Genomic DNA, 23,937 nt, shown 5'->3' with positions numbered 1-23,937 from the left:
CGCGAGCAAGCTCGCTCCCACAGTGGATCGCGTCTTTACTGAAAGAACGCGGTTACCTGTGGGAGCGAGCTTGCTCGCGATGAGGTCCATGAGATCACCACCCAACCTCCGGCCATACAATTTACAAACAATTTCGCCAACCATTTCCCACCCTCCACGCAAAATGCCGTTAGTCGCCACACCCCCCGATGCATTAAAGTAGTGCCCCCGGCCCTGGTGTTATTCGAACGCCTTCGCTCACCCTTTCCAGGAACAGTCATCGATGGAACATCGTGAAGCGCTGCTTGCGCTGCGAACCTTTCTTTCAACGCAGATTCTCGGCCAGGAAAAACTCATCGAGCGCTTGCTCATCGCCCTGCTCGCCGACGGCCACATGTTGGTCGAGGGCGCTCCTGGCCTGGCCAAGACCAAGGCCATCAAAGAACTCGCCGAAGGCATCGAAGCGCAGTTCCATCGCATCCAGTTCACCCCCGACCTGCTCCCCGCCGACATCACCGGCACGGAAATCTATCGCCCGGAAACCGGCAGCTTCGTGTTCCAGCAAGGCCCGATCTTCCACAACCTGGTGCTGGCGGACGAAATCAACCGCGCCCCGGCCAAGGTGCAATCGGCATTGCTCGAAGCCATGGCCGAACGCCAGGTCAGTGTCGGGCGCAGCACCTATGAGCTGTCGCCACTGTTCCTGGTGATGGCCACGCAAAACCCCATCGAGCAGGAAGGCACCTATCCGCTGCCCGAAGCCCAGCTCGACCGGTTCCTGATGCACGTGAAAATCGGTTTCCCGGACGCCGCCGTCGAGCGCCGCATCCTGCAACAGGCGCGTGGCGAAGCTCTCAACGGTGAAACCAAGCCCGAACGCCGGGTCAGCCAGCAGGCGATCTTCGCTGCACGCAAGGAAATCCTCGGCTTGTACATGGCCGACGCGGTGGAGGAATATCTGGTGCAACTGGTCATGGCCACTCGCACGCCGGCCAAGTTCGACCCGGAAATGGCCGAGTGGATCGCCTACGGCGCCAGCCCTCGCGGCTCGATTGCCCTGGACCGCTGCGCCCGGGCCCACGCCTGGCTGGCCGGTCGCGACTTCGTCAGCCCGGAAGACATTCAGGCAGTGCTGTTCGACGTGTTGCGTCACCGCATCATTCTGTCCTTCGAAGCCGAAGCCGCTGGCATTGACCAGGACCGCGTGGTCCAGCGGATTCTCGACGTCGTAGCCGTCGCTTGACCCCGATGAACGCCCTCCCGCCACTTGAACCGGGCATCCGCGTCAGCCTCGCCGAGCTGATCGAGATGCGCCATCGCGTGCGCGAAGTGCAATTGTTTTCCACGCCGAGCCAGCGCAGCCCGCTGATCGGCCTGCACCACTCCAAGCTGCGCGGTCGTGGCGTGGATTTCGATCAGGTGCGGGTCTATCAGGCCGGCGACGATGTGCGCACCATTGACTGGCGCGTCACCGCCCGCACTCAGGAACCGCACACCAAGCTGTTCCACGAAGAGCGCGAACGGCCGATCTTCATCATGGTCGAGCAAAGTCGCCGGCTGTTTTTCGGCTCGGGGCTGATGTTCAAATCGGTACTCGCCGCGCAAGCCGCGAGCCTCATTGGCTGGGCCGCGCTGGGGCATAACGACCGGGTTGGCGGGCTGGTGTTCGGCGACAACGAACACTATGAAATCAAGCCGCGGCGCAGCAAACAAAGCCTGCTGCAATTGCTCAACCGCCTGGTGCGGGTCAATCAGTCGCTGCACACCGAACGCGCACCGGACGAGGATGGCTTGAACATCGCCCTGCGCCGTGCCCGCGAAGTGCTGCGTCCCGGCAGCCTGGTGATCGTGATCTGTGACGAACGCGCCCTGAACGACGGTGCCGAGCAACAGTTGAGCCTGCTGTCGCGCCATTGCGACCTGTTGCTGTTGCCATTGTCCGACCCGCTGGACCATGCCCTGCCCGCCGCCGGGCTGCTGCGTTTCGCCGAACGCGGGGCGCAGCTGGAAATCGACACCCTGAATTTCGACCTGCGCCAGACCTATCGCGCCCAAGCCGAAGCGCGCATTGCCCGCTGGGAATTGCTCGCGCAGAAACTGCGGGTGCTGTTGATGCCGCTGAGCACCCAGAGCGAGATGGTCGAACAACTGCGCGAGTACCTGAACCCACAGAAACCGGGAAAAGGTCGATGAACAGTATCGATCAACTGCAACCGCTGATGTCGCCGCCGCCGATCAGCTTCTGGCCGCCAGCACCGGGCTGGTGGCTGCTGTTGCTGCTCTTGCCACTGATTGGTTTCGGCCTGTGGCGACTGCGCCGGCTGATCCCCGACAAACGCCCGATCGTTCGCGCCGAACAGCCGCTGGACCCGGTGCGCATCGCCGCACTGGCCGAGCTGGCACAAATGCCCAAGCCCTATGACGGCGCCCCGGCCGGCGCCTGGTTGCAGCAACTCAATGGTTTGCTCAAGCGCCTGTGCCGCAACCACTATCCCTACAGCCAGAGCCACACGCTCAATGGCCGCAAATGGCTGGCGTTCCTCGATAACCGCTGCCCTGCCGCCGGCCTTACACGCTGGATGGTGCTGGTGGAAGGCGCCTACAAACCCGAATGCAAACTCGACGACAAGGCCATCGCCGGCCTGACCCAGGCCGTCGACACCTGGATTCGCAAACATGTTTGAGTTCGCCTGGCCGTGGCTGTTCGCCCTGCTGCCCCTGCCGTGGCTGATGCGTGTCCTGCTGCCGGTGGCCGACAGCGGTGAACCGGCGCTCAAGGTCAGCTTTTTGCACGACCTCGAAGGCCTGACCCGCCGCCGTGCCCGCGCCAACCTGCCGGCCTGGCGCCAGCAAGCGCCGTTCATACTGCTGTGGCTGTTGCTGCTGATGGCGGCGGCGCGTCCGCAATGGCTCGGCGAACCGCTGCCGATTGCCGCCAGTGGGCGCGATCTGCTGGTGGCGGTGGACGTTTCAGGCTCGATGGATTTCCCCGACATGCAGTGGCAAGGCGAAGACGTCAGCCGCTTGTCACTGGTGCAGTACCTGCTCGGCGATTTTCTGGAAAGCCGCGAAGGTGACCGGGTCGGCCTGATCCTCTTTGGCAGCCAGGCGTATTTGCAGGCGCCGCTGACCTTCGACCGCCACACCGTGCGGGTGTGGCTGGACGAAGCGCGCATCGGCATTGCTGGCAAGAACACCGCCATCGGTGACGCCATCGGCCTGGGTCTCAAGCGCTTGCGCATGCGTCCGGCCCAGAGCCGCGTGCTGATTCTGGTCACCGACGGCGCCAATAATGCCGGCGAAATCGACCCATTGACCGCCGCACGACTGGCCGCCCGTGAAGGCGTGAAGATCTACCCCATCGGCATCGGCGCCGACCCCGAGCAAAGCGGCACCCTGGGCTTTCTTGGCGTAAACCCGAGCCTGGACCTCGACGAACCGGCCCTCAAGGCCATCGCCGACGCTACCGGTGGCCAGTATTTCCGCGCCCGTGACGGTAAGGAGTTGCAGGCGATCAAGGACACCCTCGACAAGCTGGAACCGGTCGCCCAGCAACCGACCCAGGCCCGCCCGGCGCAAGCGCTGTATCACTGGCCGCTGGCGCTGGCACTGCTGATGAGCCTGCTGCTGGTGGTGCGCGAGCGCTGGCCGCACAACCCGCTGCAACGACTGTTTACCAAACAACTGTTTTTGCACAAGCAATTGCCGGATTGGCGTCAACGGCTTAAACGCCTGCGTCTGCGGAGGCGTCGATGAGCGCGCTCTGGCCTTACTGGTTCCGCCCCTGGTGGCTGCTGCTGTTGCCGTTGCTGGGCTGGTTGCTCTGGCAATTGTGGCACCGGCAGAAACGCGCCGGGCGCTGGCAGATGATCCTGCCGCCGGCCTTCCACGCCGCGCTGCTCAGTGGTGGCAACGGTCGCGACAGCAAGCTGCCGTGGGTGGTGCTGGGCCTGGCCTGGGTGCTGGCGCTTGGCGCGCTGCTCGGGCCGAGCTGGGAGCGCGTCGAACAGACCAGTCAGAAACCCGCCGACCCGTTGGTGGTGCTGCTGGAACTGACCCCGGAAATGCTCGCCACGGACACCCCGCCCACTCGACTGGAGCAGGCGCGGCGCAAGGTGTTCGACCTGCTGCAAAGCCGCAGCGACGCGCAGACCGCCATCGTCGTCTATGCCGGCAGCGCGCACACGCTGGTGCCGCTGTCGGACGACCTGTCCACCAGCCGCAACCTGCTGGACGCGCTCAAGCCGTCGCTGATGCCAGAGCCCGGTCATCGCGCCGATCTGGCGGTAAGCAAGGCGCTGACGCTGCTGGAACAGGGCGCGCTCGGTCAGGGCCGGATCCTGCTGGTCGGATCCTCGCTCACGGAGCAGGAACGCCAGGGTATTCGCCAGGCGCTCAGCGCTACGTCAACCGGATTCCTGATGCTCGGCGTCGGTACGGCTGAAGGCGCGCCCGTGGCGCAAAATGACGGCAGTTTTCTCAAGGACGCCCAAGGCGCGATCCTGGTGCCCCGCCTCGACAGCCAGAGCCTGAGCGCTTTCGCTGACAACCTGGGCGGCAGCTATCATCAGGCGCGGCTCGATGACAGTGATTTGCGCGCGCTGGGCCTGCTCGACGGCCCGCGCGCATTGCGCAACGATGGTCAGACCCTGCGCCTGGACACGTGGGCCGATCAGGGTTACTGGCTGCTGCTGCCACTGTTGCTGCTGGCCGCCTGCGCCGGTCGTCGCGGCTGGTTGTTCTGCCTGCCGCTGCTGTTCCTGATGCCGCAACCGAGCTACGCCTTCGACTTTCAAGACCTGTGGCTACGCCCCGATCAGCGTGGGCTGCACTTGCTCAAACAGGAACGCCCGGCCGAGGCCGCACAACATTTTGAAGACCCACAGTGGCAAGGCGTGGCGCTGTACGAGGCTGGCGACTACAGTGGCGCCGCCCAGCGCTTCGCCGAAGGCAACGACGCCCGGGCGCACTACAATCGGGGTAACGCCCTGGCCAGAAGTGGTGAGCTGGAAGCCGCGCTGGACGCTTATGATCAGGCACTGGAACGCCAGCCGGACCTGCGCCCGGCGCTGACCAACAAGGCACTGGTGGAAAGCCTGCTCAAACAGAAAGCCGCAGCGGCAGCCGAGCCGGAAAAAGCCGAAATCGACAATGCCAGCCAAAGCCCGCCGCCGGGGGCCGCCACACAGCCGTCGACCAGCGCCGAAGCGACAGCCGATGGCCAGGCACCCCCGGCGAACACCGAACAGTCGTCTGCCTCACCACCGCAACCGGGGCCCAATGAAGTACCCGGCAGCGAACTGGCCGACGAGCAAAGCACCCAGCCACCGCCGCGCCCGACCAGTGACCGCATCGAAGGCGAACAGCAGCAGGCGCTGGAGCAATGGCTCAGAAAAATCCCGGACGACCCCGGCGAATTGCTCAGGCGCAAATTCTGGTACGAACAGCAACAACATCAGGATCAGGGAAAAAATCGATGACCCGCTTCACCGCCCTCTTGCTCGCTGTACTGCTGTGGACCGGTCAGGCCCAGGCTGCGGAGCTGGCCGCCAGTGTCGACCGCAGTCGCCTGAATTCAGGGGAAACCGTCGATCTGACCCTGGAGTCCACCGATGTCACGCTGTTCGGCAAGCCCGACTTGACGCCGCTGGAGCCGCTGTTCGAAGTACGCGGCACCCGGCAGGTCAACCAGTTGAACACCCTCAACGGCGACAACCGTGCGACTACCCGCTGGATCATCACCCTGCTGCCCAAAGAAAACGGCAGCGTGGAAATCCCGTCGCTGCAATTGGGTGAAGCCCGCAGTCAACCGCTGACCGTGCAAGTGATGGCGAGCGAAAACCAGGACACCAAGACCACCCTGGCGCCGGTGTTCATCGAAGCCAGCCTCGATCAGAGCAGCGTGTACGTGCAGGCCCAGGCGATCCTGACGTTGCGCATTTACCACTCGGTGTCGCTGTACGACGACAGCAGCCTGACCCCGCTGCAAATTCCCGATGCGCGCATCGAGACACTCGGCGAATCGCGCACCTATGAAAAAGTCATCAATGGCCTGCGCCATGGCGTGATCGAAATGCGCTACGCGATTTTCCCCCAGCACAGCGGGCTGCTGACCATCCCGACACAGACGTTCAGCGCCACCCTGGTTGACGCGCAGCCATCCCTGGACACCGCCGCGTCCGGGCCCAAGGCGGGCAAACTGATGCGCGTGAGTTCCTCTGAGATCCCACTGACGGTCAAACCCAAGCCGGTTGCCTATCCCGCGGACGCGCCCTGGCTACCGGCCCGCAGCCTGAGCCTGGAAGAAAGCTGGAACCCGGAGCCGGATCACGCGCAGGTCGGTGACTCCCTGACCCGCAGCCTGACGGTAAAAGCCGAAGGCTTGGCCGGTTCGCAACTGCCGCCACTGCCCGCCACCGATGGCAATGGCTTGCGGCGCTACCCGGATCAACCGGTACTGAGCAACCACAACAGCGAACGCGGGCTGATCGGCAGCCGCGAAGACCGCGAAGCGCTGGTGCCGACCCGCAGCGGCGCCATCGACTTGCCAATGGTCAACATCGTCTGGTGGAACACCTTCGAAGATCACCTGGAACACACCAGCCTGCCGGCCCGGACCCTGCAAGTGGCAAACAACCCGAGCCTGGTGGTCGACACGCCGGCCACCGGTCCGCAAGCCGCGTTCGGCGCCGACAGTGAAGCCCTGTGGTGGTGGAAACTCAGCACGGTGATCTTCGCCTGCACCACCCTGCTGGGCTTCGGCCTGTGGTGGCGCGCCCGCTGGCAACCGGCGATCCTGCGGGCCGCGCAAACCGGCCCGAGCCCGCGCACGGTGCTCGACGACCTCAAGCGCGCCTGCCAGGCCAACGACCCGCAAGCCACCCGCCAGGCCCTCGACGCCTGGGCCCGACAACAACCGGAAACCCTGGCCGACATGGCAGCCCGCTTCGTGCCCCTGTCCGACGCCCTCGACGGCCTGAACGGCGCGCTCTACAGCGAAACCGGCCAGCACTGGCAGGGCGAGGAACTGTGGCGGGCGATCAAGTCGATCCCGACGGCGGAGCGGGTGCAGGATCCTGTGGGCGATAGCGGGTTGCCGCCGCTTTATCCCAAGTAGTGAATCCCCTGTGGGAGCCGGGCTTGCCCGCGATGGCGGTGGGTCATTAGCAGTGATGGTGCCTGACACGGCCCCATCGCGGGCAAGCCTGCTCCCACACTGGATCACTGCCGAATGCCAATTTTGTGTTCACTGAAAATCCCCTGTGGGAGCCGGGCTTGCCCGCGATAGCGGTGGGTCATTCAACCGGGATGTCGGCTGACACGGCCCCATCGCGGGCAAGCCCGCTCCCACACTGGATCGCTGCCGAACACCCATTTTGTGCTCACTGAAGATCAACTGTGGGAGCCGGGCTTGCCCGCGATAGCGTTGGGTCATTAGCAGTGATGGTGCCTGACACGCCCCCATCGCGGGCAAGCCCGCTCCCACACTGGATCGCTGCCGAACACCCATTTTGTGTTCACTGAAGATCAACTGTGGGAGCCGGGCTTGCCCGCGATTGCGGTGGGTCATTAGCAGTGATGGTGGCTGACACGGCCCCTTCGCGAGCAAGCCCGCTCCCACATTGGATCGCTGCCGAACACCCATTTTGTGTTCACTGAAGATCACCTGTGGGAGCCGGGCTTGCCCGCGATAGCGGTGGGTCATTAGCAATGATGGTGGCTGACACGGCCCCATCGCGGGCAAGCTCGCTCCCACATTGGATCTGTGTGGATCGCCAACTTTGTGTTCACTGAAGATCAACTGTGGGAGCCGGGCTTGCCCGCGATGGCGGTGGGTCATTAGCAGTGATGGTGGCTGACACGGCCCCATCGCGAGCAAGCTCGCTCCCACATTGGATCTGTGTGGATCGCCAATTTTGTGTTCACTGAAGATCAACTGTGGGAGCCGGGCTTGCCCGCGATGGCGGTGGGTCATTAGCAGTGATGGTGCCTGACACGGCCCCATCGCGAGCAGGCTCGCTCCCACACTGGATCGCTGTCGAACACCCATTTTGCGTTCACTGAAGATCAACTGTGGGAGCCGGGCTTGCCCGCGATGGCGGTGGGTCATTAGCAGTGATGGTGGCTGACACGGCCCCATCGCGAGCAAGCCCGCTCCCACACTGGATCTGTGTGGATCGCCAATGTTGTGCTCGCTGAAAATCAACTGTGGGAGCCGGGCTTGCCCGCGATAGCGGTGGGTCATTAGCAGTGATGGTGGCTGACACGGCCCCATCGCGGGCAAGCTCGCTCCCACATTGGATCTGTGTGGATCGCCAACTTTGTGTTCACTGAAGATCAACTGTGGGAGCCGGGCTTGCCCGCGATGGCGGTGGGTCATTAGCAGTGATGGTGGCTGACACGGCCCCATCGCGAGCAAGCTCGCTCCCACATTGGATCTGTGTGGATCGCCAATTTTGTGTTCACTGAAGATCAACTGTGGGAGCCGGGCTTGCCCGCGATAGCGTTGGGTCATTAGCAGTGATGGTGCCTGACACGCCCCCATCGCGGGCAAGCCCGCTCCCACACTGGATCGCTGCCGAACACCCATTTTGTGTTCACTGAAGATCAACTGTGGGAGCCGGGCTTGCCCGCGATTGCGGTGGGTCATTAGCAGTGATGGTGGCTGACACGGCCCCTTCGCGAGCAAGCCCGCTCCCACATTGGATCGCTGCCGAACACCCATTTTGTGTTCACTGAAGATCACCTGTGGGAGCCGGGCTTGCCCGCGATGGCGGTGGGTCATTAGCAGTGATGGTGGCTGACACGGCCCCATCGCGAGCAAGCTCGCTCCCACATTGGATCTGTGTGGATCGCCAATTTTGTGTTCACTGAAGATCAACTGTGGGAGCCGGGCTTGCCCGCGATGGCGGTGGGTCATTAGCAGTGATGGTGCCTGACACGGCCCCATCGCGAGCAAGCCCGCTCCCACATTGGATCGCTGCCGAACACCCATTTTGTGTTCACTGAAGATCACCTGTGGGAGCCGGGCTTGCCCGCGATAGCGGTGGGTCATTCAGCAAGGATGGTGACTGACACTGCTCCATCGCGGGCAAGCCCGCTCCCACACTGGATCTGTGTGGATCGCCAACTTTGTGTTCACTGAAGATCAACTGTGGGAGCCGGGCTTGCCCGCGATAGCGGTGGGTCATTAGCAGTGATGGTGGCTGACACGGCCCCATCGCGGGCAAGCCCGCTCCCACACTGGATCTGTGTGGATCGCCAATTTTGTGCTCACTGAAGATCAACTGTGGGAGCCGGGCTTGCCCGCGATAGCGTTGGGTCATTAGCAGTGATGGTGCCTGACACGCCCCCATCGCGGGCAAGCCCGCTCCCACACTGGATCGCTGCCGAACACCCATTTTGTGTTCACTGAAGATCAACTGTGGGAGCCGGGCTTGCCCGCGATTGCGGTGGGTCATTAGCAGTGATGGTGACTGACACGGCCCCATCGCGGGCAAGCTCGCTCCTACACTGGTTTTTGTGCCAGGCACAGATTTTTTGCCCGACATGAATCCCCTGTGGGAGCGGGTTTGCTCCCACAGGCGCCGTGCAACACCACAGCTTCGCGCTTTGCCAGTAAACTCCCTCCCCTTTAGCCGCTTTCGTTACCACGCGGCCATCATCTTATTTCCTACGGAGTTCGCCTTGCGTCTGTTTCATACCTCCGACTGGCACCTTGGGCAGAACCTGCATGGCCAGGACCGCGATTTCGAGCATGGCTGTTTTCTTGAGTGGCTGCTGCGCCAGTTGAAACTGGACCAGCCCGACGTCCTGCTGATCGCCGGCGATATCTTCGACACGGTCAACCCGCCGGTCAAAGCCCAGGAACGCCTCTACGATTTCATCGTCAGCGCCCACGAGCAGCAGCCGTTGCTGACCATCGTGATGATCGCCGGCAACCACGATTCCGGTTCGCGGATTGAACTGCCGGCGCCGTTGATGCGCCGCTTGCGGACCCATGCGTTGGGCCGCGTGCTGTGGCTCGATGACGGGCAACTGGACGCCGAACGGTTGTTGCTACCGTTACCGGATGCCAGCGGCGCGATTGCCGGCTGGTGCCTGGCGCTGCCGTTCCTGCGGCCCGCCGAAGTGACCGGCGCGCAGCTGGGCGACAATTATTTGCGCGGCATCGGCCAGGTTCACGAATGGCTGATCGCGGCGGCCAACGCCAAACGCCAGCCGGGACAGGCGCTGATCGCCATCAGCCACGCGCACATGGCCGGCGGTTCGGTGTCCGAAGACTCAGAGCGCAGCCTGATCATCGGCAACGCCGAAGCACTGCCCGCCAGCCTGTTCGGCGCGAGCATCAGCTATGTCGCCCTCGGCCACTTGCACAAACCGCAGAAGGTCAACGGTGAAACGCGCATCCGCTACAGCGGCTCGCCGATTCCATTGTCGTTCTCGGAAATCGGTTATCAGCACCAGATTCTCGACGTCGTCCTGGACGGCGAAACCCTGGTCAGCGTCGAACCGAAACTGATTCCCCGCGCCGTCAATCTGCAACGCATGGGCCCGGCACCGCTGGGGGACATCCTGCTGCAACTGGCGGAGCTGCCGAACGTCGATCTGCTGGCTGAAACCCAGCGCCAGCCGTGGCTGGAAGTGCGGGTGCGTCTGGACGAGCCGCAACCGGACTTGCGCCATCAAGTGGAAAGCGCGCTGCAAGGCAAAGCCGTACGGCTGGTGCGAATTGCCGCCGAGTACGCCGGCAACGGTGGCCGTGACGGCAGCGACGACGGCACCCCACTGATCGAGCTCGACCAGCTCACACCACAGGAATTGTTCAGCCGCGCCTGGCGGGATCAATACGCCAGCGAGGTCGACGAGCAAACCCTCAAGGACTTTGCCGAGCTGTTGCAAGACGTGCAAATGGAGAGCGAACAGCCATGAAGATCCTCGCGATCCGCCTGAAAAACCTTGCCTCGCTGGCCGGGCCATTTGAAATCGATTTCACCGCCGAGCCCTTGGCCAGTGCCGGGTTGTTCGCCATCACCGGGCCGACCGGGGCCGGCAAAAGCACGCTGCTCGATGCCTTGTGCCTGGCGCTGTTCGGCGCCGTGCCACGCCTGAACAACACTGGACGCGACGCCAAGGTACCGGACGCTGACGGAGAAATCGGCACCGGCGATCCGCGCACCTTGCTGCGTCGTGGCACCGGCGAAGGCTATGCCGAAGTGGATTTCGTCGGCGTCGATGGCCGCCGCTACCGTGCACGCTGGGAAGCCAATCGCGCCCGGGAAAAGGCCGGTGGCAAGCTGCAGGCCAGTCGCCAGAGCCTGCGCGATATCGATCAGGATCAACTGCTGGCCAGTCAGAAAAGCGAATACAAGACGCAACTGGAGGCGGCACTGGGCCTGAACTTCGAACAGTTCACCCGCGCCGTGCTGCTGGCGCAGAGTGAGTTCAGCGCCTTCCTCAAGGCCGACGACAACGACCGCAGCGAACTGCTGGAAAAACTCACCGACACGGCGCTCTACACCCGTCTCGGTCGTCGCGCCTTCGACAAGACCAAAGAGGCTCGCGAAGCACACAAGCTGCTGCAGGATCAGGCCACTGGCGTCACCCCGTTGGCGCCCGAAGCCCGCGCCGAGCTGGACGAGCGCTTCAACGAAGCGCAACTGCAACTCAAGACACAGCAGGCGCAGCTCAAGCAACTCGACCAGCAAAGCACCTGGCTCAAAGTCCTGGGCCAATTGCAGGACGAACAGCAGAGCGCCAGCGTACAATTGAGCGGCGCCCAACTGCACTGGAACAACCAGGCCGGCGAACGCCTGAAACTGACGCGCCTGGAACAACTCGCGCCGCAACGGCACCAGTTCGCCCGCCAGACGGAACTCAGCGCCCAGCTCACACCGCTGGCGGTGCAGATTCAGCAGCACATCGCACAGCAAATCGCGCTGAACGAGCGTCAGACGCAACTGGAACAGAGCCTCAGTGACGCCAACACGGCGCTGAGCACCGCGCAGCACCAGCACAGCATCAGCGCACCATTGCTGCGTCAGGCCTTTGAAGAGCAAAACACCCTCGCCCGCCTCGGCAAAGATGCCAGCCTGAGCGCCGACATCAAGCAACAAGCGGAGCTGACCTGCACCCAGGGGCAAACGGCGATTCAGACGCTGCTCGATCAGCAAAAGCAGGTCGCCGAGCGTTTGCAACGCATCGCCACCGAGCTTGAACACAGCAGCCACCTGGCGCCATTGGGCGACGCCTGGAACGCGTGGCGCGATCGCCTGCAACAACTGATGCTGGTCGGCAATCGCCTGAACAAGGGCCAGGCCGAACTGGCTGACCTTGAGAGCGCCGCCACTCGCGCTACCGAAGCACTGAGCGCGCAAAAGCAGCAGCTGGAAGTGCTGTACAAGGAAGCCGGCGCCGAGCCGGAAGCCGTTACCGAGCAAATCCAGCTGCTGGGCAATCTGTTGCAGGACAACCGCAAACAGTTGCGCGCCTTTGAAGAGCTGACACGGCTGTGGGTCAGTCAGCAGGAGCTGGACAAGCGCGGCACTGAGCTTCAGCAACGCCAGTCGCTGGCGCAGCAGGAACGGGATCGCCTGACGCAGGACGGGGTCAAGGCCAAGAACGAACTGACCGTTGCCGAACAGACCCTGACCGTCACCCGCGAACTGTTGGAGCGTCAGCGGCTGGCCCGCAGTGCCAGCGTCGAAGAACTGCGCGAACAATTGCAGGACGATCAGCCATGCCCGGTGTGCGGCAGCCCTGATCATCCGTATCACCAGCCCGAAGCCTTGCTGCAAAGCCTCGGTCGCCACGATGAAAGCGAACAGGCCAACGCCCAGAAAGCAGTCGATGAACTAAAGGAAAAACTCACCGAGTTGCGGGCGGAAGTCGGTGGTTTGATTGCGCAGCAAAAAGAATTGCTGCAACAGCAGGAACAACTCGCCATCGCTCAACAGGGCCTGACGCCAAGCATTGAGGCGCATCCCCTGTCGGCGCAGTTGCTGGCTCAGGACGCGCTCAAGCGTGATGCCTGGCTGACACAGCAAAACAGCCAGCTGAATCAAAGCATCAGCCAGGACGAACAACGCCAAAGCGCCCTGCTCACCCTGCAACAGGACGCGGCGCGTCTGGCCCAGCAACTGCGCAGCGCCGAAACGGCGAGTCAGCAAGCGGCCCAGCACTTGAGTGCCCAGCAACAGGCGCTGAGCAGTGATCGTCAGCGCATGGACGAGGAACTCGCGGCGTTCAGCAGTCTGCTGCCAGCCGAGACTCTGGAGGCGTTGCGCAACGAACCGGCGGCGACTTTCATGCAGCTTGACCAGCAGATCGCCCAGCGCCTGGAACAGCTCGACCAGCAGCGCGATGAACTCGGCGAACAGCAGCAGCGCCAGCAGACGCTGGAGAAAGAACAGGACCGTCAACTGACCCGTGTCCAGCAACTGCAAAGTGCACAACAGCAGTTCACCGCACTGGCCGAGCAACAACAGGCTTGTCAGCAGCAGCTCACGCAATTGCTTGGCGAACATGCCAGCGCCGAGCAGTGGCAGCAACAACTGGATCAGACGGTGGAGCAGGCTCGCGCTGCCGAAACAGCGGCCAATCAGGAACTGCAAAGCGTGCGCACACAGCGGGTGCAACTGGCTGCCGAGCTCAAGGCGCAACAGGAACGCTTGCAGGCCCTTGAAGGCGACAGCCGTGAACTGAGCAGCAAGATTGCCGACTGGCGCGCTCAGCATCCGGAGCTGGACGATGCCGAGCTGGAAGTGTTGCTCGGCATCGACGATCAGCAGGTCAGCGAGCTGCGCCAGCAATTGCAGCACAGCGAAAAAGCCATCGAACAGGCGAAAGTGCTCTTGCAAGAGCGGGATAAACGCCTGCTCGAGCATCAGGCGCAGCACAACGGCAACCTCGATGCCGAGCAACTGGTTGCGGCACTGGCTGACCTGCAAACGCAGTTCGCCACCAGTGAACACCGTTGCGCCGAACTGCGTGCCGAACAGGCCGAGGATCAGCGCCGACAGAACGCCAATCAGGCGCTGGCGCAGCAAATTGCCGACGCCTACACCGAGTACCAGCGTTGGGCGCGCTTGAACGCCTTGATCGGTTCAGCCACCGGCGACACGTTCCGCAAGATCGCCCAGGCCTACAACCTCGACCTGCTGGTGCATCACGCCAACGTGCAGTTGCGCCAACTGGTGCGGCGCTATCGCCTGAAACGCGGCGGCAGCATGCTCGGGTTGCTGGTGATGGACACCGAAATGGGTGACGAACTGCGTTCGGTGCATTCCTTGTCCGGGGGCGAGACGTTCCTGGTGTCGCTGGCACTGGCGCTGGGGTTGGCGTCGATGGCCTCGAGTACGCTGAAGATCGAATCGCTGTTCATCGATGAGGGCTTCGGCAGCCTCGACCCGGAATCCCTGCAACTGGCCATGGACGCCCTCGACGGCTTGCAGGCGCAGGGCCGCAAGGTCGCGGTGATTTCCCACGTACAGGAAATGCATGAACGGATTCCGGTGCAGATCCAGGTGCGCCGTCAGGGCAACGGCCTGAGTACCCTGGAGGTGAAATGAATACGCTCTACTCCTTCCGCCGCTGCCCCTACGCCATGCGAGCACGCATGGCGGTACGTTATTGCGCGGTTGCAGTGAACATCGTCGAAGTCAGCCTCAAGGCCAAGCCTGCCGAAATGCTCGCACTGTCGGGCAAAGGCACGGTGCCGGTGCTGAACGCGGACGGTCGGGTGATCGACGAGAGCCTGGACATCATGCGCTGGGCACTGGCACAAAATGACCCGCAGGACTGGTTGCGCAAGGATGACCCGGCCGCTCAGTCACTGATCGCGGCCCTGATCGAGGAGAACGATCAGGTGTTCAAGGTGCACCTCAATCACTACAAATATGCCGAGCGCTATCCCGAGCGCTCGATGGCCGACTATCGCGCCGATGGCGAGGTGTTCCTGCGCAAGCTCGATGACCGGCTGGAGGGCGGCGCTTACTTGCTGGGCGACCAGCCGAGCCTGGCGGATGTGGCGCTGATGCCGTTTGTGCGGCAGTTTGCGCATGTGGATCGGGAGTGGTTTGGGCAGGCGCCTTATGCACGGTTGCAGGGTTGGTTGCAGCGGTTTCTGGAGTCGGCGTTGTTTACTGCGGTGATGGCCAGATAGACCGGGTTGCCCCCGAAGGCGGTTTCAAGTGAACTCATGCCAACACCGAGCACATGTTCAACGCCGAGCAATCCACCACAAACGGCCCAAAGTATTCCGCCCGCGGCTTGAGTGGCGGATTGCCCACCAGCATCCCCAGAGCCTTGGCCGTCTGGATGTTATGCGCGATGTTGTGGCTGCACTCGATGGCTCGCGCCACCGACCCCGCCGAACCCTGGCCGATGCCCAGCAGCGATGCGCCGTTGGTCATGAAGGCCAAAACGGCGATAACCCAGAGTCTGCGCCCTTTCATGCGCCCACCACTGGGGCGATGCCGTGCTGATCAACGACGGCGCTTTGCGTGCGATGTTCGAACTGGACGCCGGGGTAGGCGACTTGAATCGGTGCTTGCAGAGGCTGTTGCGATTGAGCCGAAAGGCTGACCACCAGCACCAGTGCCACGTAAAGACCGATGGCCAGGTAGGCGCCGTGTTTGGCGGAAGTCAGAATTGCGCTGGCCATGGTGTTCTCCGTGGGCATGTTTCAGTGACCACAGAATCCATCAAACAACTCGTGATATCCAACGGGCTTTATGCATAGTGGAGATCAGCTTTATTGATCTTTAGCTCATGAAAAATGGGGCTGTGTAAATGACATGTGGGAGCGAGCCTGCTCGCGAAGGCCGTGGGTCAGCAACATGGATGTCAGCTGACACTGCGCCTTCGCGAGCAGGCTCGCTCCCACATTTGGATAGGTGGGGTTAAGCGTTCAGGCTTGGGTTTTGTGATCCAGCGCGGCGTAGAAGTTGGCGCTCTGTTGCAGGTATTTCTGGGTGTAGCTCTGGGTGTGGGATTTTTTGCTGTTGATTTCGACGTTGGCGCTGGCTGGCAGAGCCACGGTGGCGGAGATAGCGGAAGCGGCGATTACAGAGAAGAGATTGAAGTTCATGGCGGTGTTCCTCGGAGTCAGTTGGCTTGCTTGCCCGGTTGGGCCGTGAAGCAAACTTACTCCCCGAGGGTCAGCGCCTTGAAATGCTTTGTAGCATTAGCTGTTATCACTCTCATTGATAGAAGGATGCAGGCCCCTTCAATCGGGGCCTGCGGCCTATTGCCGCACCAGAAACTTGAGGTCGCTGGGCGCGTCCATCGGCAGTTTTTGCACGGTTTTACCCAGCAGACCGGTCTTGGCATCGCGCTCGACGACGACAATCTGGTTGCTCTTCTGGTTGGCGATCAGCAGGAACTTGCCGCTGGGATCGAGGCTGAATTCGCGCGGGTGATCGCCTTCGACCGAGCGTCGCTGCAACTCCTTGAGCTGGGCGGTGGCCGGATCGATGGAAAACACCAGCAACTGATTGGCGGTGCCCCGGTTGCTGACATAGAGGAATTTGCCATCCTTGGAGGCGTGCAGCGCGGCACCGGCCTTGTCGGAGGTCGGCTGTCCTGCCGCCAGATCGACGGTCTGGGTCGGCTTGAGTGTGCCGTCCTGATAGTCGAACACGGTGACCTGAGCGCTCATTTCCGTGGTCAACCAGGCATGTTTGCCATCAGCGCTGAACAGCAGATGACGTGGACCGCTGCCCGGCGGCAACGACACCGAGGCCGGCGTCGCAGGCGTCAACGGCAAATCCGGATTGGCCTTGGGATCGAAGCGATAGACAAAGATCTTGTCTGCACCCAGGTCATTGGAGAACACATACTTGCCGTCTGGCGAGGAGATGGTCGAGTGCACGTGATTCGATGCCTGCCGCTCCGGGTTGACCCGGCTCGAGGGGTGAGCACTCAGCTGCACCACGGTCTTGAGCTTGCCATCGGTGCCCACTGGCAACACCGCCAGGGTGCCGCCCGGATCTTCGACCACCGAGTAGTTGCTGACGAACAGGTGAGTGCCGTCGCCACTGAGGCTCGAATGAGTCGGCTCGTTGCCCAGGCTCTGCACCTGGTTGATCAACGTCAACTCATGGGTCTTGGGGTTGATCGCATAGCTGCTGACGCGCCCGACCGGGTCTTTCTGGCCCGGACCGTTTTCATTGACCACGAACAGCACGTGCTGATCCTTGGACAGGGTCAGCCAGGACGGGTTTTCGCTCTTGACCACTTGCAGCGGCTTGGCGTCGATCTGCCCGGTGGCGCTGTCGAAGTTCAGGCGATAAATACCCTGGCTCTGACCCGCGGTGTAGGAGCCGACCAATAATTGATAATCGTCGGCCGGCGCCGCCTGGACACCCATGGCGCCCACACTGCCGGCCATCAACAATGGCCAGAAATTACGCATCTTCATGCTCTGCTTCCTCGTCGTTATCGCCACCGAACGCTTCCATCAGCACCAGACGGTGCTCACCGGAGTCACCGGTAATCAGCCAGCTTTGCAGGGTTGGATCGAAGGTCGCCGCCTGAATCTGCGCAATGGTGAACGCCCAGTGCTTCGCCGCTCGGCCGTCCATGCATTCGATGTGCAGGTTGTCGTCTTCATCGAGGGAAAACTCGAAGGCATGCAGGCCGTCGATTTCCAGCATGTCGGCGTGTTCAAGGGCGTTGAGCAAGGTGTCGGTTACGGCAGTCATGGCAGGCAATCTTTGAAGGGGAAAGGGGCAATGATAGCTCAATGTGAGGACCGCTTAACGGGGCTCACAAAACTTGCTCACAACACGGCACAAATGTGGGAGCGAGCTTGCTCGCGATAGCGGCAGAACAGTCGACATCAATGCTGAATGTTCAATCGTCATCGCGAGCAGGCTCGCTCCCACAGGGAACGGTGGTTAACCGTTAGATCGCCTCGCGGGAAGGCTGTCCATCCACCAGCCGCTGAATACGCAGCGGATTGGCATTTTTCAAGGCGTCCGGCAGCAGGCTGTCGGGGTAGTTCTGGAAACACACCGGGCGCAGAAAGCGGTCGATGGCCAGGGTGCCGACCGAGGTGCCGCGGGCATCGGAGGTCGCCGGGTACGGGCCGCCATGCACCATCGAATCGCAGACCTCGACACCGGTTGGATAACCGTTAAGCAGGATGCGCCCGACCTTCTGTTCCAGCAGCGCCGTCAACTCGCCAAACTGCTCAAAGTCCGCCGGCTCGCCAATGATCGTCGCCGTCAGTTGGCCGTGCAGGCCGTTCAGGGCGGCGCCCAGTTGCGCCTGATCCGCCACTTCGACGAACACCGTGGTCGGGCCGAACACTTCTTCTTGCAGCACTTCATCGCCATCGATCAGCAAGCCCGCATCGGCCTTGAACAGTTGCGGCTGCGCCTGATTGCCCTGCTGCGGCTGCCCGGCCAGGTGCTCGATGCGTGGATGCGCGAGCAGTTTCTGCAAGCCTTTGCCGTAGCTGCTCAGCGTGCCAGCGTTGAGCATGGTTTGCGCCGGCTGATCGTCGATCAGCCGCGCCACTTGCTGCACAAACGCACTGAACTGCGGCGAGCGAATGCCGATCACCAGACCGGGGTTGGTACAGAACTGGCCACAGCCCTGCACCACCGAAGCGGTCAGGTCGCGCGCCACCGTTTCGCTGCGAGCGGCCAGCGCCGCAGGCAATACGATCACCGGGTTGATGCTCGACATTTCGGCGAACACCGGAATCGGCTGTGGGCGAGCGGCGGCCATGTCGCACAACGCACGACCGCCCTTGAGCGAACCGGTAAAACCGACCGCCTGAATCGCCGGATGCTTGACCAGCGCCTCACCCACCCCGGCGCCGTAAATCATGTTGAACACGCCAGCGGGCATGCCGGTTTTTTCAGCGGCACGGATGATCGCGTCGGCAACCCGTTCGGCCGTCGCCATATGGCCGCTGTGGGCCTTGAAGACCACCGGGCAGCCAGCGGCCAGCGCGGAGGCGGTGTCACCACCGGCGGTGGAAAACGCCAGAGGGAAATTGCTCGCGCCGAACACCGCCACCGGGCCGAGGCCGATGCGGTATTGGCGCAAGTCAGGACGCGGCAGCGGTGTGCGTTCGGGCAACGCCTGGTCGATCCGCGCGCCGTAAAAATCGCCCCGTCGCAGCACCTTGGCAAACAGGCGCATCTGGCCACTGGTGCGACCGCGTTCACCGTGAATCCGTCCGGCAGGCAGCGCGGTTTCACGGCAGACCACGGCGACGAAGTCGTCACCCAGGGCATCGAGCTCATCGGCAATTGCATCGAGAAATTGCGCCCGGCGTTCGGCGCTCAGGCTGCGATAAGTCGGGTAAGCAGCGGCGGCAGCCTTGGCAGCCGCATCCACTTCCTGCTCAGTTGCCTGATAAAAATCGTCGGCCAGCGCTTCGCCCGTGCTGGCGTCAACGCTCTGGAGTTTGATGCTGCCGGCGGCGCTGCGCTGGCCGCCGATATAATTGTGACCAAGCGTCATGGAAATCTCCTTAAAGGGTGCCGACGGTGCCGGGCTCGAACGTTGCTTCAACGGGTTCAATGCCGTTGATCAATGGCGCGCCGAATTCAGCCTGGCTGATTTCGAACACATCACCCGGCTGGGTGCGGATGCCATCGGCGAAGGACAGGGTCGCGGTGCCGAAGAAGTGAATGTGCACGTCCCCCGGTCGCAGGAACTGGCTGTATTTGAAATGGTGGTATTCAAGGTTTTGCAGGCTGTGGCACATGTTGGCTTCGCCGCTGAGAAATTCGTTCTGCCACAGCACTTCGCCGTCGCGCAGAATGCGGCTGGTGCCTGCCAGATGTTGAGGCAATTCACCGACCCGAAGTTCCGGGCCATAGCTGCAACTGCGCAGTTTCGAGTGCGCCAGGTACAGGTAATTCTTGCGCTCCATGACGTGATCGGAGAACTCGTTGCCCACCGCAAAACCGAGGCGGTACGGCTTGCCGTCGTGGCCGATGACGTAGAGGCCGCTGAGCTCAGGCTCTTCCCCGGCGTCTTCGGCAAAGGGCGGCAGCGGGAACGGCCGGCCCGGCCGCACGACGATGCTGCCGTCGCCTTTATAGAACCACTCCGGTTGCACACCGGCCTGCCCCGCTGCCGGTTTACCGCCCTCCACGCCCCATTTGAAGATGCGCAGGGTGTCGGTCATGGCCGCTTCGTCATTGCCGTGCTGGTGCATCTTGTCCCGGGCCGAAGCGCTGCCCAGGTGGGTCAGGCCGGTGCCGCTGACCAGCAGGTGCGCAGGGTCCGGGTGGTCCAATGGCGGCAGGATGCGCAGTGTCGCCAGCAGTTCGGCGTAGTCGTGGCTGATGCCCAGGCCGAGGGTCTGCACCTGCTGCCCAAGATCGATCCGCGCCGCGATGGCCGCCAGCGCCAGATCGCGGACGCTGCGCACCTCCTGAACTTCACGCACCCGCCCTGCTTGCACCACGCCGACACGGCGCTCACCGTTACTCAATTCGAATTGAACCAGACGCATGGGTTTTCTCCTGTAAACAGATCTTCAAAGCACCGCAAGACCCTGTGGGAGCAACTGTCTTGCCCCTACCATCCGTCACCGCCATTCGGCGCCGTCTTCGCGGGCAAGCCCGCTCCCACAGGGGTTCGGTGTGTCATTCAAGTCCGGGTCGCACCTCGGGCACTCGCCGCAAACTGCTCCACCGGCAACACATGCCGACGCTCCAGCAGCCGATACACCACACCGGTCAGCAGCAGCCCGAACACCATCACCCCCGACAGAAAGTACAACCCCGAAGCCAGGTTGCCGGTGTATTCCTTGAGCGCGCCGATCACGAACGGTCCGATATACCCGCCGAGGTTGCCCACCGAGTTGATCAAGGCGATCCCCGCCGCCGCGCTGGCACCGGCAAAAAAACGCCCCGGCAAGGTCCAGAACACCGCCGTGCAGGAAAACAGCGCGAACGCCACCAGACACAACGCCGCCAGTTGCAGCAGCGGCACCGACAGCCAGGCGCTGAGAAACAGGCCGATGGCACCCAGCACGTAAAGCCCTGCCAGATGACCATAGCGGTCATTCAGGCGGTCGGAGCTGCGCGGCACGATCAACAGGCCGATGATCCCGAACAGGTAGGGCACCGCCGACACGAACCCGGTCGCCAGGTCGCTGCCGCCAAACTGTTTAATCAGCGTCGGCAACCACAGACCAAGGCCATAGATGCTCAAGGTTACCGGCAGATAGAACAGCGCCAGCAGCAACACGCGCGTGTCCTTGAGTGCATGCAACGGGTTGCCGTGGCGGGTCTGGCCGTATTCGGCGAGGTCTTTTTGCAGCTCGCCGGCCAGCCAGTCCTTCTCGGCCTGGTCCAGCCATTTCACCTGTTGCGGGCCGTCGGGCAGGTAGCGCAGTACCGGCCAGGTCAGCAGGATTGCCGGTGTGCCGATGACGATGAACAGCCACTGCCAGCCATGCAGCCCCAACGTGCCGTCCATGCCCAGCAAACCGCCTGAAACCGGACCGGTGATCATCATCGCGATGGGTTGCGACAGAATGAACAGGCCGAGGATCTTGCCGCGATGGCGCACCGGGAACCACTGGGTGATGTAGTACAGAACGCCGGGGAAGAAGCCCGCTTCGGCGGCGCCGAGCAACAAGCGCATCACATAGAAACTGTGCGGCCCCTGGACGAACGCCATGCCGATGGTGATCGCGCCCCAGGTGATCATGATCCGCGCAAACCAGCGCCGGGCACCGAAGCGTTCGAGCATCAGGTTACTGGGGACTTCCAGCAGGAAATAGCCGATGAAAAACAGCCCGGCACCGAGGCCATAGGCCGCATCACCGATACCGATGTCCGCTCCCATGTGCAGCTTGGCGAAGCCAACGGCGGAGCGATCCACATAGGCAATCAGGTACAGCAGGATCAGGAAAGGAATCAGTTTCAGCGTGATGCGGCGAATCAGCCGCAGTTCCTGGCTCATGGGTTCGGTCTCCGATTGTTGTTTTTATGGAACCTCGGGGGACGCCTCTCACAGAAAACCGCCAGGACCTTCCCTCCGCTGAAATCGACTATATAGTATTACTAATTAAGCGACAACGGCTTCCAAATAAGCCAGCTTGCGCTTATGTTAGCCATCAGATGGCACAATATAGTCATACAATAAGAGAATCGATCATGTCTGATAAAAAGCCCACGCTGCGCTCCGCCCAATGGTTTGGCACCGCCGACAAGAACGGCTTCATGTACCGCAGCTGGATGAAAAATCAGGGCATCGCCGACCATCAGTTCCATGGCAAACCGATCATCGGCATCTGCAACACCTGGTCGGAACTGACCCCGTGCAACGCGCATTTCCGCCAGATTGCCGAGCACGTCAAACGCGGGGTGATCGAGGCTGGGGGCTTCCCGGTGGAGTTCCCGGTGTTCTCCAATGGCGAATCGAACCTGCGCCCTACCGCCATGCTCACCCGCAACCTGGCGAGCATGGACGTTGAAGAGGCCATTCGTGGCAACCCGATTGACGGCGTGGTGCTGCTGACCGGCTGCGACAAGACCACTCCGGCGTTGCTGATGGGCGCGGCCAGTTGCGACGTGCCGGCCATCGTCGTCACAGGCGGGCCGATGCTCAATGGCAAGCATAAGGGACAGGACATCGGCTCGGGCACGGTGGTCTGGCAACTCAGCGAGCAAGTGAAGGCAGGGACGATCACCCTCGATGATTTCCTCGCCGCCGAGGGCGGCATGTCGCGCTCGGCCGGCACCTGCAACACCATGGGCACCGCCTCGACGATGGCCTGCATGGCCGAAGCGCTGGGCACTTCCCTGCCCCACAACGCGGCGATTCCGGCGGTGGATTCGCGGCGTTATGTGTTGGCGCACATGTCCGGCATGCGCGCGGTGGAGATGGTCCGCGAGGATCTGAAGCTGTCGAAGATCCTCACCAAACAAGCCTTTGAAAACGCGATCCGCGTCAACGCCGCCATCGGTGGCTCGACCAACGCGGTGATTCACCTCAAAGCCATCGCCGGGCGCATTGGCGTCGAGCTGGACCTGGATGACTGGACCCGCATCGGGCGCGGTATGCCGACCATCGTCGACCTGCAACCGTCCGGGCGTTTTCTGATGGAAGAGTTCTACTACGCCGGTGGTTTGCCAGCGGTGCTGCGTCGCCTCGGCGAAGCCAATCTGATTCCCCATCCAAACGCCCTGACCGTCAATGGCAAGACCCTCGGCGAGAACACCAAAGACGCGCCGATCTATGGCCAGGACGAAGTGATCCGCACCCTCGATAACCCGATCCGTGCAGACGGTGGCATTTGCGTACTGCGCGGCAACCTCGCGCCGCTGGGCGCCGTGCTCAAGCCGTCCGCCGCCAGCGCCGAGCTGATGCAGCATCGCGGGCGAGCGGTGGTGTTCGAGAACTTCGATCTGTACAAGGCGCGGATCAACGACCCGGAACTGGACGTGGATGCCAACTCGATTCTGGTCATGAAAAACTGCGGCCCCAAGGGTTATCCGGGCATGGCCGAAGTCGGCAACATGGGCTTGCCGGCCAAACTGCTGGCCGAGGGCGTGACCGACATGGTGCGTATTTCCGATGCGCGCATGAGCGGCACGGCGTATGGCACCGTGGTGCTGCACGTCGCACCGGAAGCCGCAGCCGGCGGGCCGTTGGCGGTGGTGAAGGAAGGCGACTGGATCGAGCTGGACTGCGCCAACGGGCGTCTGCACCTGGACATTCCGGACGCGGAACTGGCGGCGCGGATGGCCGAGCTGCAACCGCCGCAACAACTGTTGGTGGGCGGCTATCGCCAGTTGTACATCGAACATGTGCTGCAGGCGGATCAGGGGTGTGACTTTGACTTTTTGGTGGGTTGCCGAGGGGCTGAAGTACCGCGCCACTCCCACTGACACCATAATATTCCCTTGCGGGAGCGAGCCTGCTCGCGAAGGCGATCTGTCTGACACATCAACGGTGAATGGGCCGCCGTCT

At 62.5% G+C, this 23,937-nt stretch carries 18 protein-coding genes; 10 read left to right on the top strand and 8 right to left on the bottom strand.

Features of this window, described 5'->3' with window-relative positions:
* Positions 1 to 262: 262 nt before the first annotated feature.
* From POF45_RS29165 to POF45_RS29125, 9 genes are all read left to right on the top strand, one after another.
* Positions 263 to 1,222 (top strand): AAA family ATPase, encoded by a 960-nt coding sequence (locus tag POF45_RS29165; protein WP_003218556.1) that lies wholly within the window; start codon positions 263 to 265, stop codon positions 1,220 to 1,222.
* A gap of 5 nt (positions 1,223 to 1,227) precedes the next feature.
* The gene (locus tag POF45_RS29160; protein ID WP_259502623.1) at positions 1,228 to 2,172 is read left to right on the top strand and encodes a DUF58 domain-containing protein; all 945 of its coding nucleotides are present in this window, start codon (positions 1,228 to 1,230) and stop codon (positions 2,170 to 2,172) included.
* The gene (locus POF45_RS29155) at positions 2,169 to 2,663 is read left to right on the top strand and encodes a DUF4381 domain-containing protein (RefSeq protein WP_259502622.1); all 495 of its coding nucleotides are present in this window, start codon (positions 2,169 to 2,171) and stop codon (positions 2,661 to 2,663) included. Before POF45_RS29160 ends, POF45_RS29155 begins: the two co-directional genes overlap by 4 nt.
* Entirely contained in the window at positions 2,656 to 3,735 is a 1,080-nt protein-coding gene (locus POF45_RS29150) for a vWA domain-containing protein (protein ID WP_259502621.1), read from the top strand. Before POF45_RS29155 ends, POF45_RS29150 begins: the two co-directional genes overlap by 8 nt.
* Complete coding sequence (locus POF45_RS29145) at positions 3,732 to 5,459, top strand: tetratricopeptide repeat protein (RefSeq protein WP_282317365.1); 1,728 nt, start codon at positions 3,732 to 3,734, stop codon at positions 5,457 to 5,459. The genes POF45_RS29150 and POF45_RS29145 overlap by 4 nt, the downstream gene beginning before the upstream one ends.
* The gene (locus tag POF45_RS29140) at positions 5,456 to 7,096 is read left to right on the top strand and encodes a BatD family protein (protein WP_282317364.1); all 1,641 of its coding nucleotides are present in this window, start codon (positions 5,456 to 5,458) and stop codon (positions 7,094 to 7,096) included. Before POF45_RS29145 ends, POF45_RS29140 begins: the two co-directional genes overlap by 4 nt.
* Positions 7,097 to 9,666: 2,570 nt before the next feature.
* Positions 9,667 to 10,911 (top strand): exonuclease SbcCD subunit D C-terminal domain-containing protein, encoded by a 1,245-nt coding sequence (locus tag POF45_RS29135; RefSeq protein WP_282317363.1) that lies wholly within the window; start codon positions 9,667 to 9,669, stop codon positions 10,909 to 10,911.
* The gene (locus tag POF45_RS29130) at positions 10,908 to 14,549 is read left to right on the top strand and encodes an AAA family ATPase (protein ID WP_282317362.1); all 3,642 of its coding nucleotides are present in this window, start codon (positions 10,908 to 10,910) and stop codon (positions 14,547 to 14,549) included. The genes POF45_RS29135 and POF45_RS29130 overlap by 4 nt, the downstream gene beginning before the upstream one ends.
* On the top strand, positions 14,546 to 15,142 hold the full coding sequence (locus POF45_RS29125) for a glutathione S-transferase (RefSeq protein ID WP_282317361.1): 597 nt from the start codon (positions 14,546 to 14,548) through the stop codon (positions 15,140 to 15,142). Before POF45_RS29130 ends, POF45_RS29125 begins: the two co-directional genes overlap by 4 nt.
* Positions 15,143 to 15,176: 34 nt before the next feature.
* On the opposite strand, the gene POF45_RS29120 is transcribed toward POF45_RS29125, so the two are convergent.
* The 8 genes from POF45_RS29120 to POF45_RS29085 all read right to left on the bottom strand — a co-directional run bounded on the left by POF45_RS29120 (position 15,177) and on the right by POF45_RS29085 (position 21,924).
* A complete protein-coding gene (locus POF45_RS29120) occupies positions 15,177 to 15,434 on the bottom strand; it encodes a hypothetical protein (RefSeq protein WP_282317360.1) in 258 nt (85 codons plus the stop codon).
* Entirely contained in the window at positions 15,431 to 15,643 is a 213-nt protein-coding gene (locus tag POF45_RS29115; RefSeq protein WP_259502614.1) for a hypothetical protein, read from the bottom strand. The genes POF45_RS29120 and POF45_RS29115 overlap by 4 nt, the downstream gene beginning before the upstream one ends.
* Before the next feature lie 246 nt (positions 15,644 to 15,889).
* On the bottom strand, positions 15,890 to 16,069 hold the full coding sequence (locus tag POF45_RS29110; protein ID WP_259502612.1) for a hypothetical protein: 180 nt from the start codon (positions 16,067 to 16,069) through the stop codon (positions 15,890 to 15,892).
* 156 nt (positions 16,070 to 16,225) lie between these two features.
* The gene (locus POF45_RS29105; RefSeq protein ID WP_259502611.1) at positions 16,226 to 17,401 is read right to left on the bottom strand and encodes a lactonase family protein; all 1,176 of its coding nucleotides are present in this window, start codon (positions 17,399 to 17,401) and stop codon (positions 16,226 to 16,228) included.
* On the bottom strand, positions 17,388 to 17,684 hold the full coding sequence (locus tag POF45_RS29100) for a DUF5629 family protein (RefSeq protein WP_259502610.1): 297 nt from the start codon (positions 17,682 to 17,684) through the stop codon (positions 17,388 to 17,390). The genes POF45_RS29105 and POF45_RS29100 overlap by 14 nt, the downstream gene beginning before the upstream one ends.
* A gap of 202 nt (positions 17,685 to 17,886) precedes the next feature.
* A complete protein-coding gene (locus POF45_RS29095; RefSeq protein ID WP_282317473.1) occupies positions 17,887 to 19,467 on the bottom strand; it encodes an aldehyde dehydrogenase (NADP(+)) in 1,581 nt (526 codons plus the stop codon).
* Between the two features lie 4 nt (positions 19,468 to 19,471).
* The gene (gene araD1 / locus POF45_RS29090; protein ID WP_282317359.1) at positions 19,472 to 20,464 is read right to left on the bottom strand and encodes an AraD1 family protein; all 993 of its coding nucleotides are present in this window, start codon (positions 20,462 to 20,464) and stop codon (positions 19,472 to 19,474) included.
* Positions 20,465 to 20,601: 137 nt separating this feature from the next.
* The gene (locus tag POF45_RS29085) at positions 20,602 to 21,924 is read right to left on the bottom strand and encodes an MFS transporter (RefSeq protein WP_282317358.1); all 1,323 of its coding nucleotides are present in this window, start codon (positions 21,922 to 21,924) and stop codon (positions 20,602 to 20,604) included.
* A 194-nt stretch (positions 21,925 to 22,118) separates the two neighbouring features.
* Here POF45_RS29085 and POF45_RS29080 point away from each other — a divergent pair, with 194 nt between their 5' ends.
* Positions 22,119 to 23,855 carry an IlvD/Edd family dehydratase gene (locus tag POF45_RS29080; protein ID WP_259502607.1) on the top strand — a complete coding sequence of 579 codons (1,737 nt, stop codon included), beginning with the start codon at positions 22,119 to 22,121 and terminating at the stop codon, positions 23,853 to 23,855.
* Positions 23,856 to 23,937 lie beyond the last annotated feature (82 nt).

It is taken from the genome of Pseudomonas fungipugnans (assembly GCF_029955235.1).
Taxonomy (GTDB): domain Bacteria; phylum Pseudomonadota; class Gammaproteobacteria; order Pseudomonadales; family Pseudomonadaceae; genus Aquipseudomonas; species Aquipseudomonas fungipugnans.
This window is presented reverse-complemented; position numbering and strand designations above follow the sequence as displayed.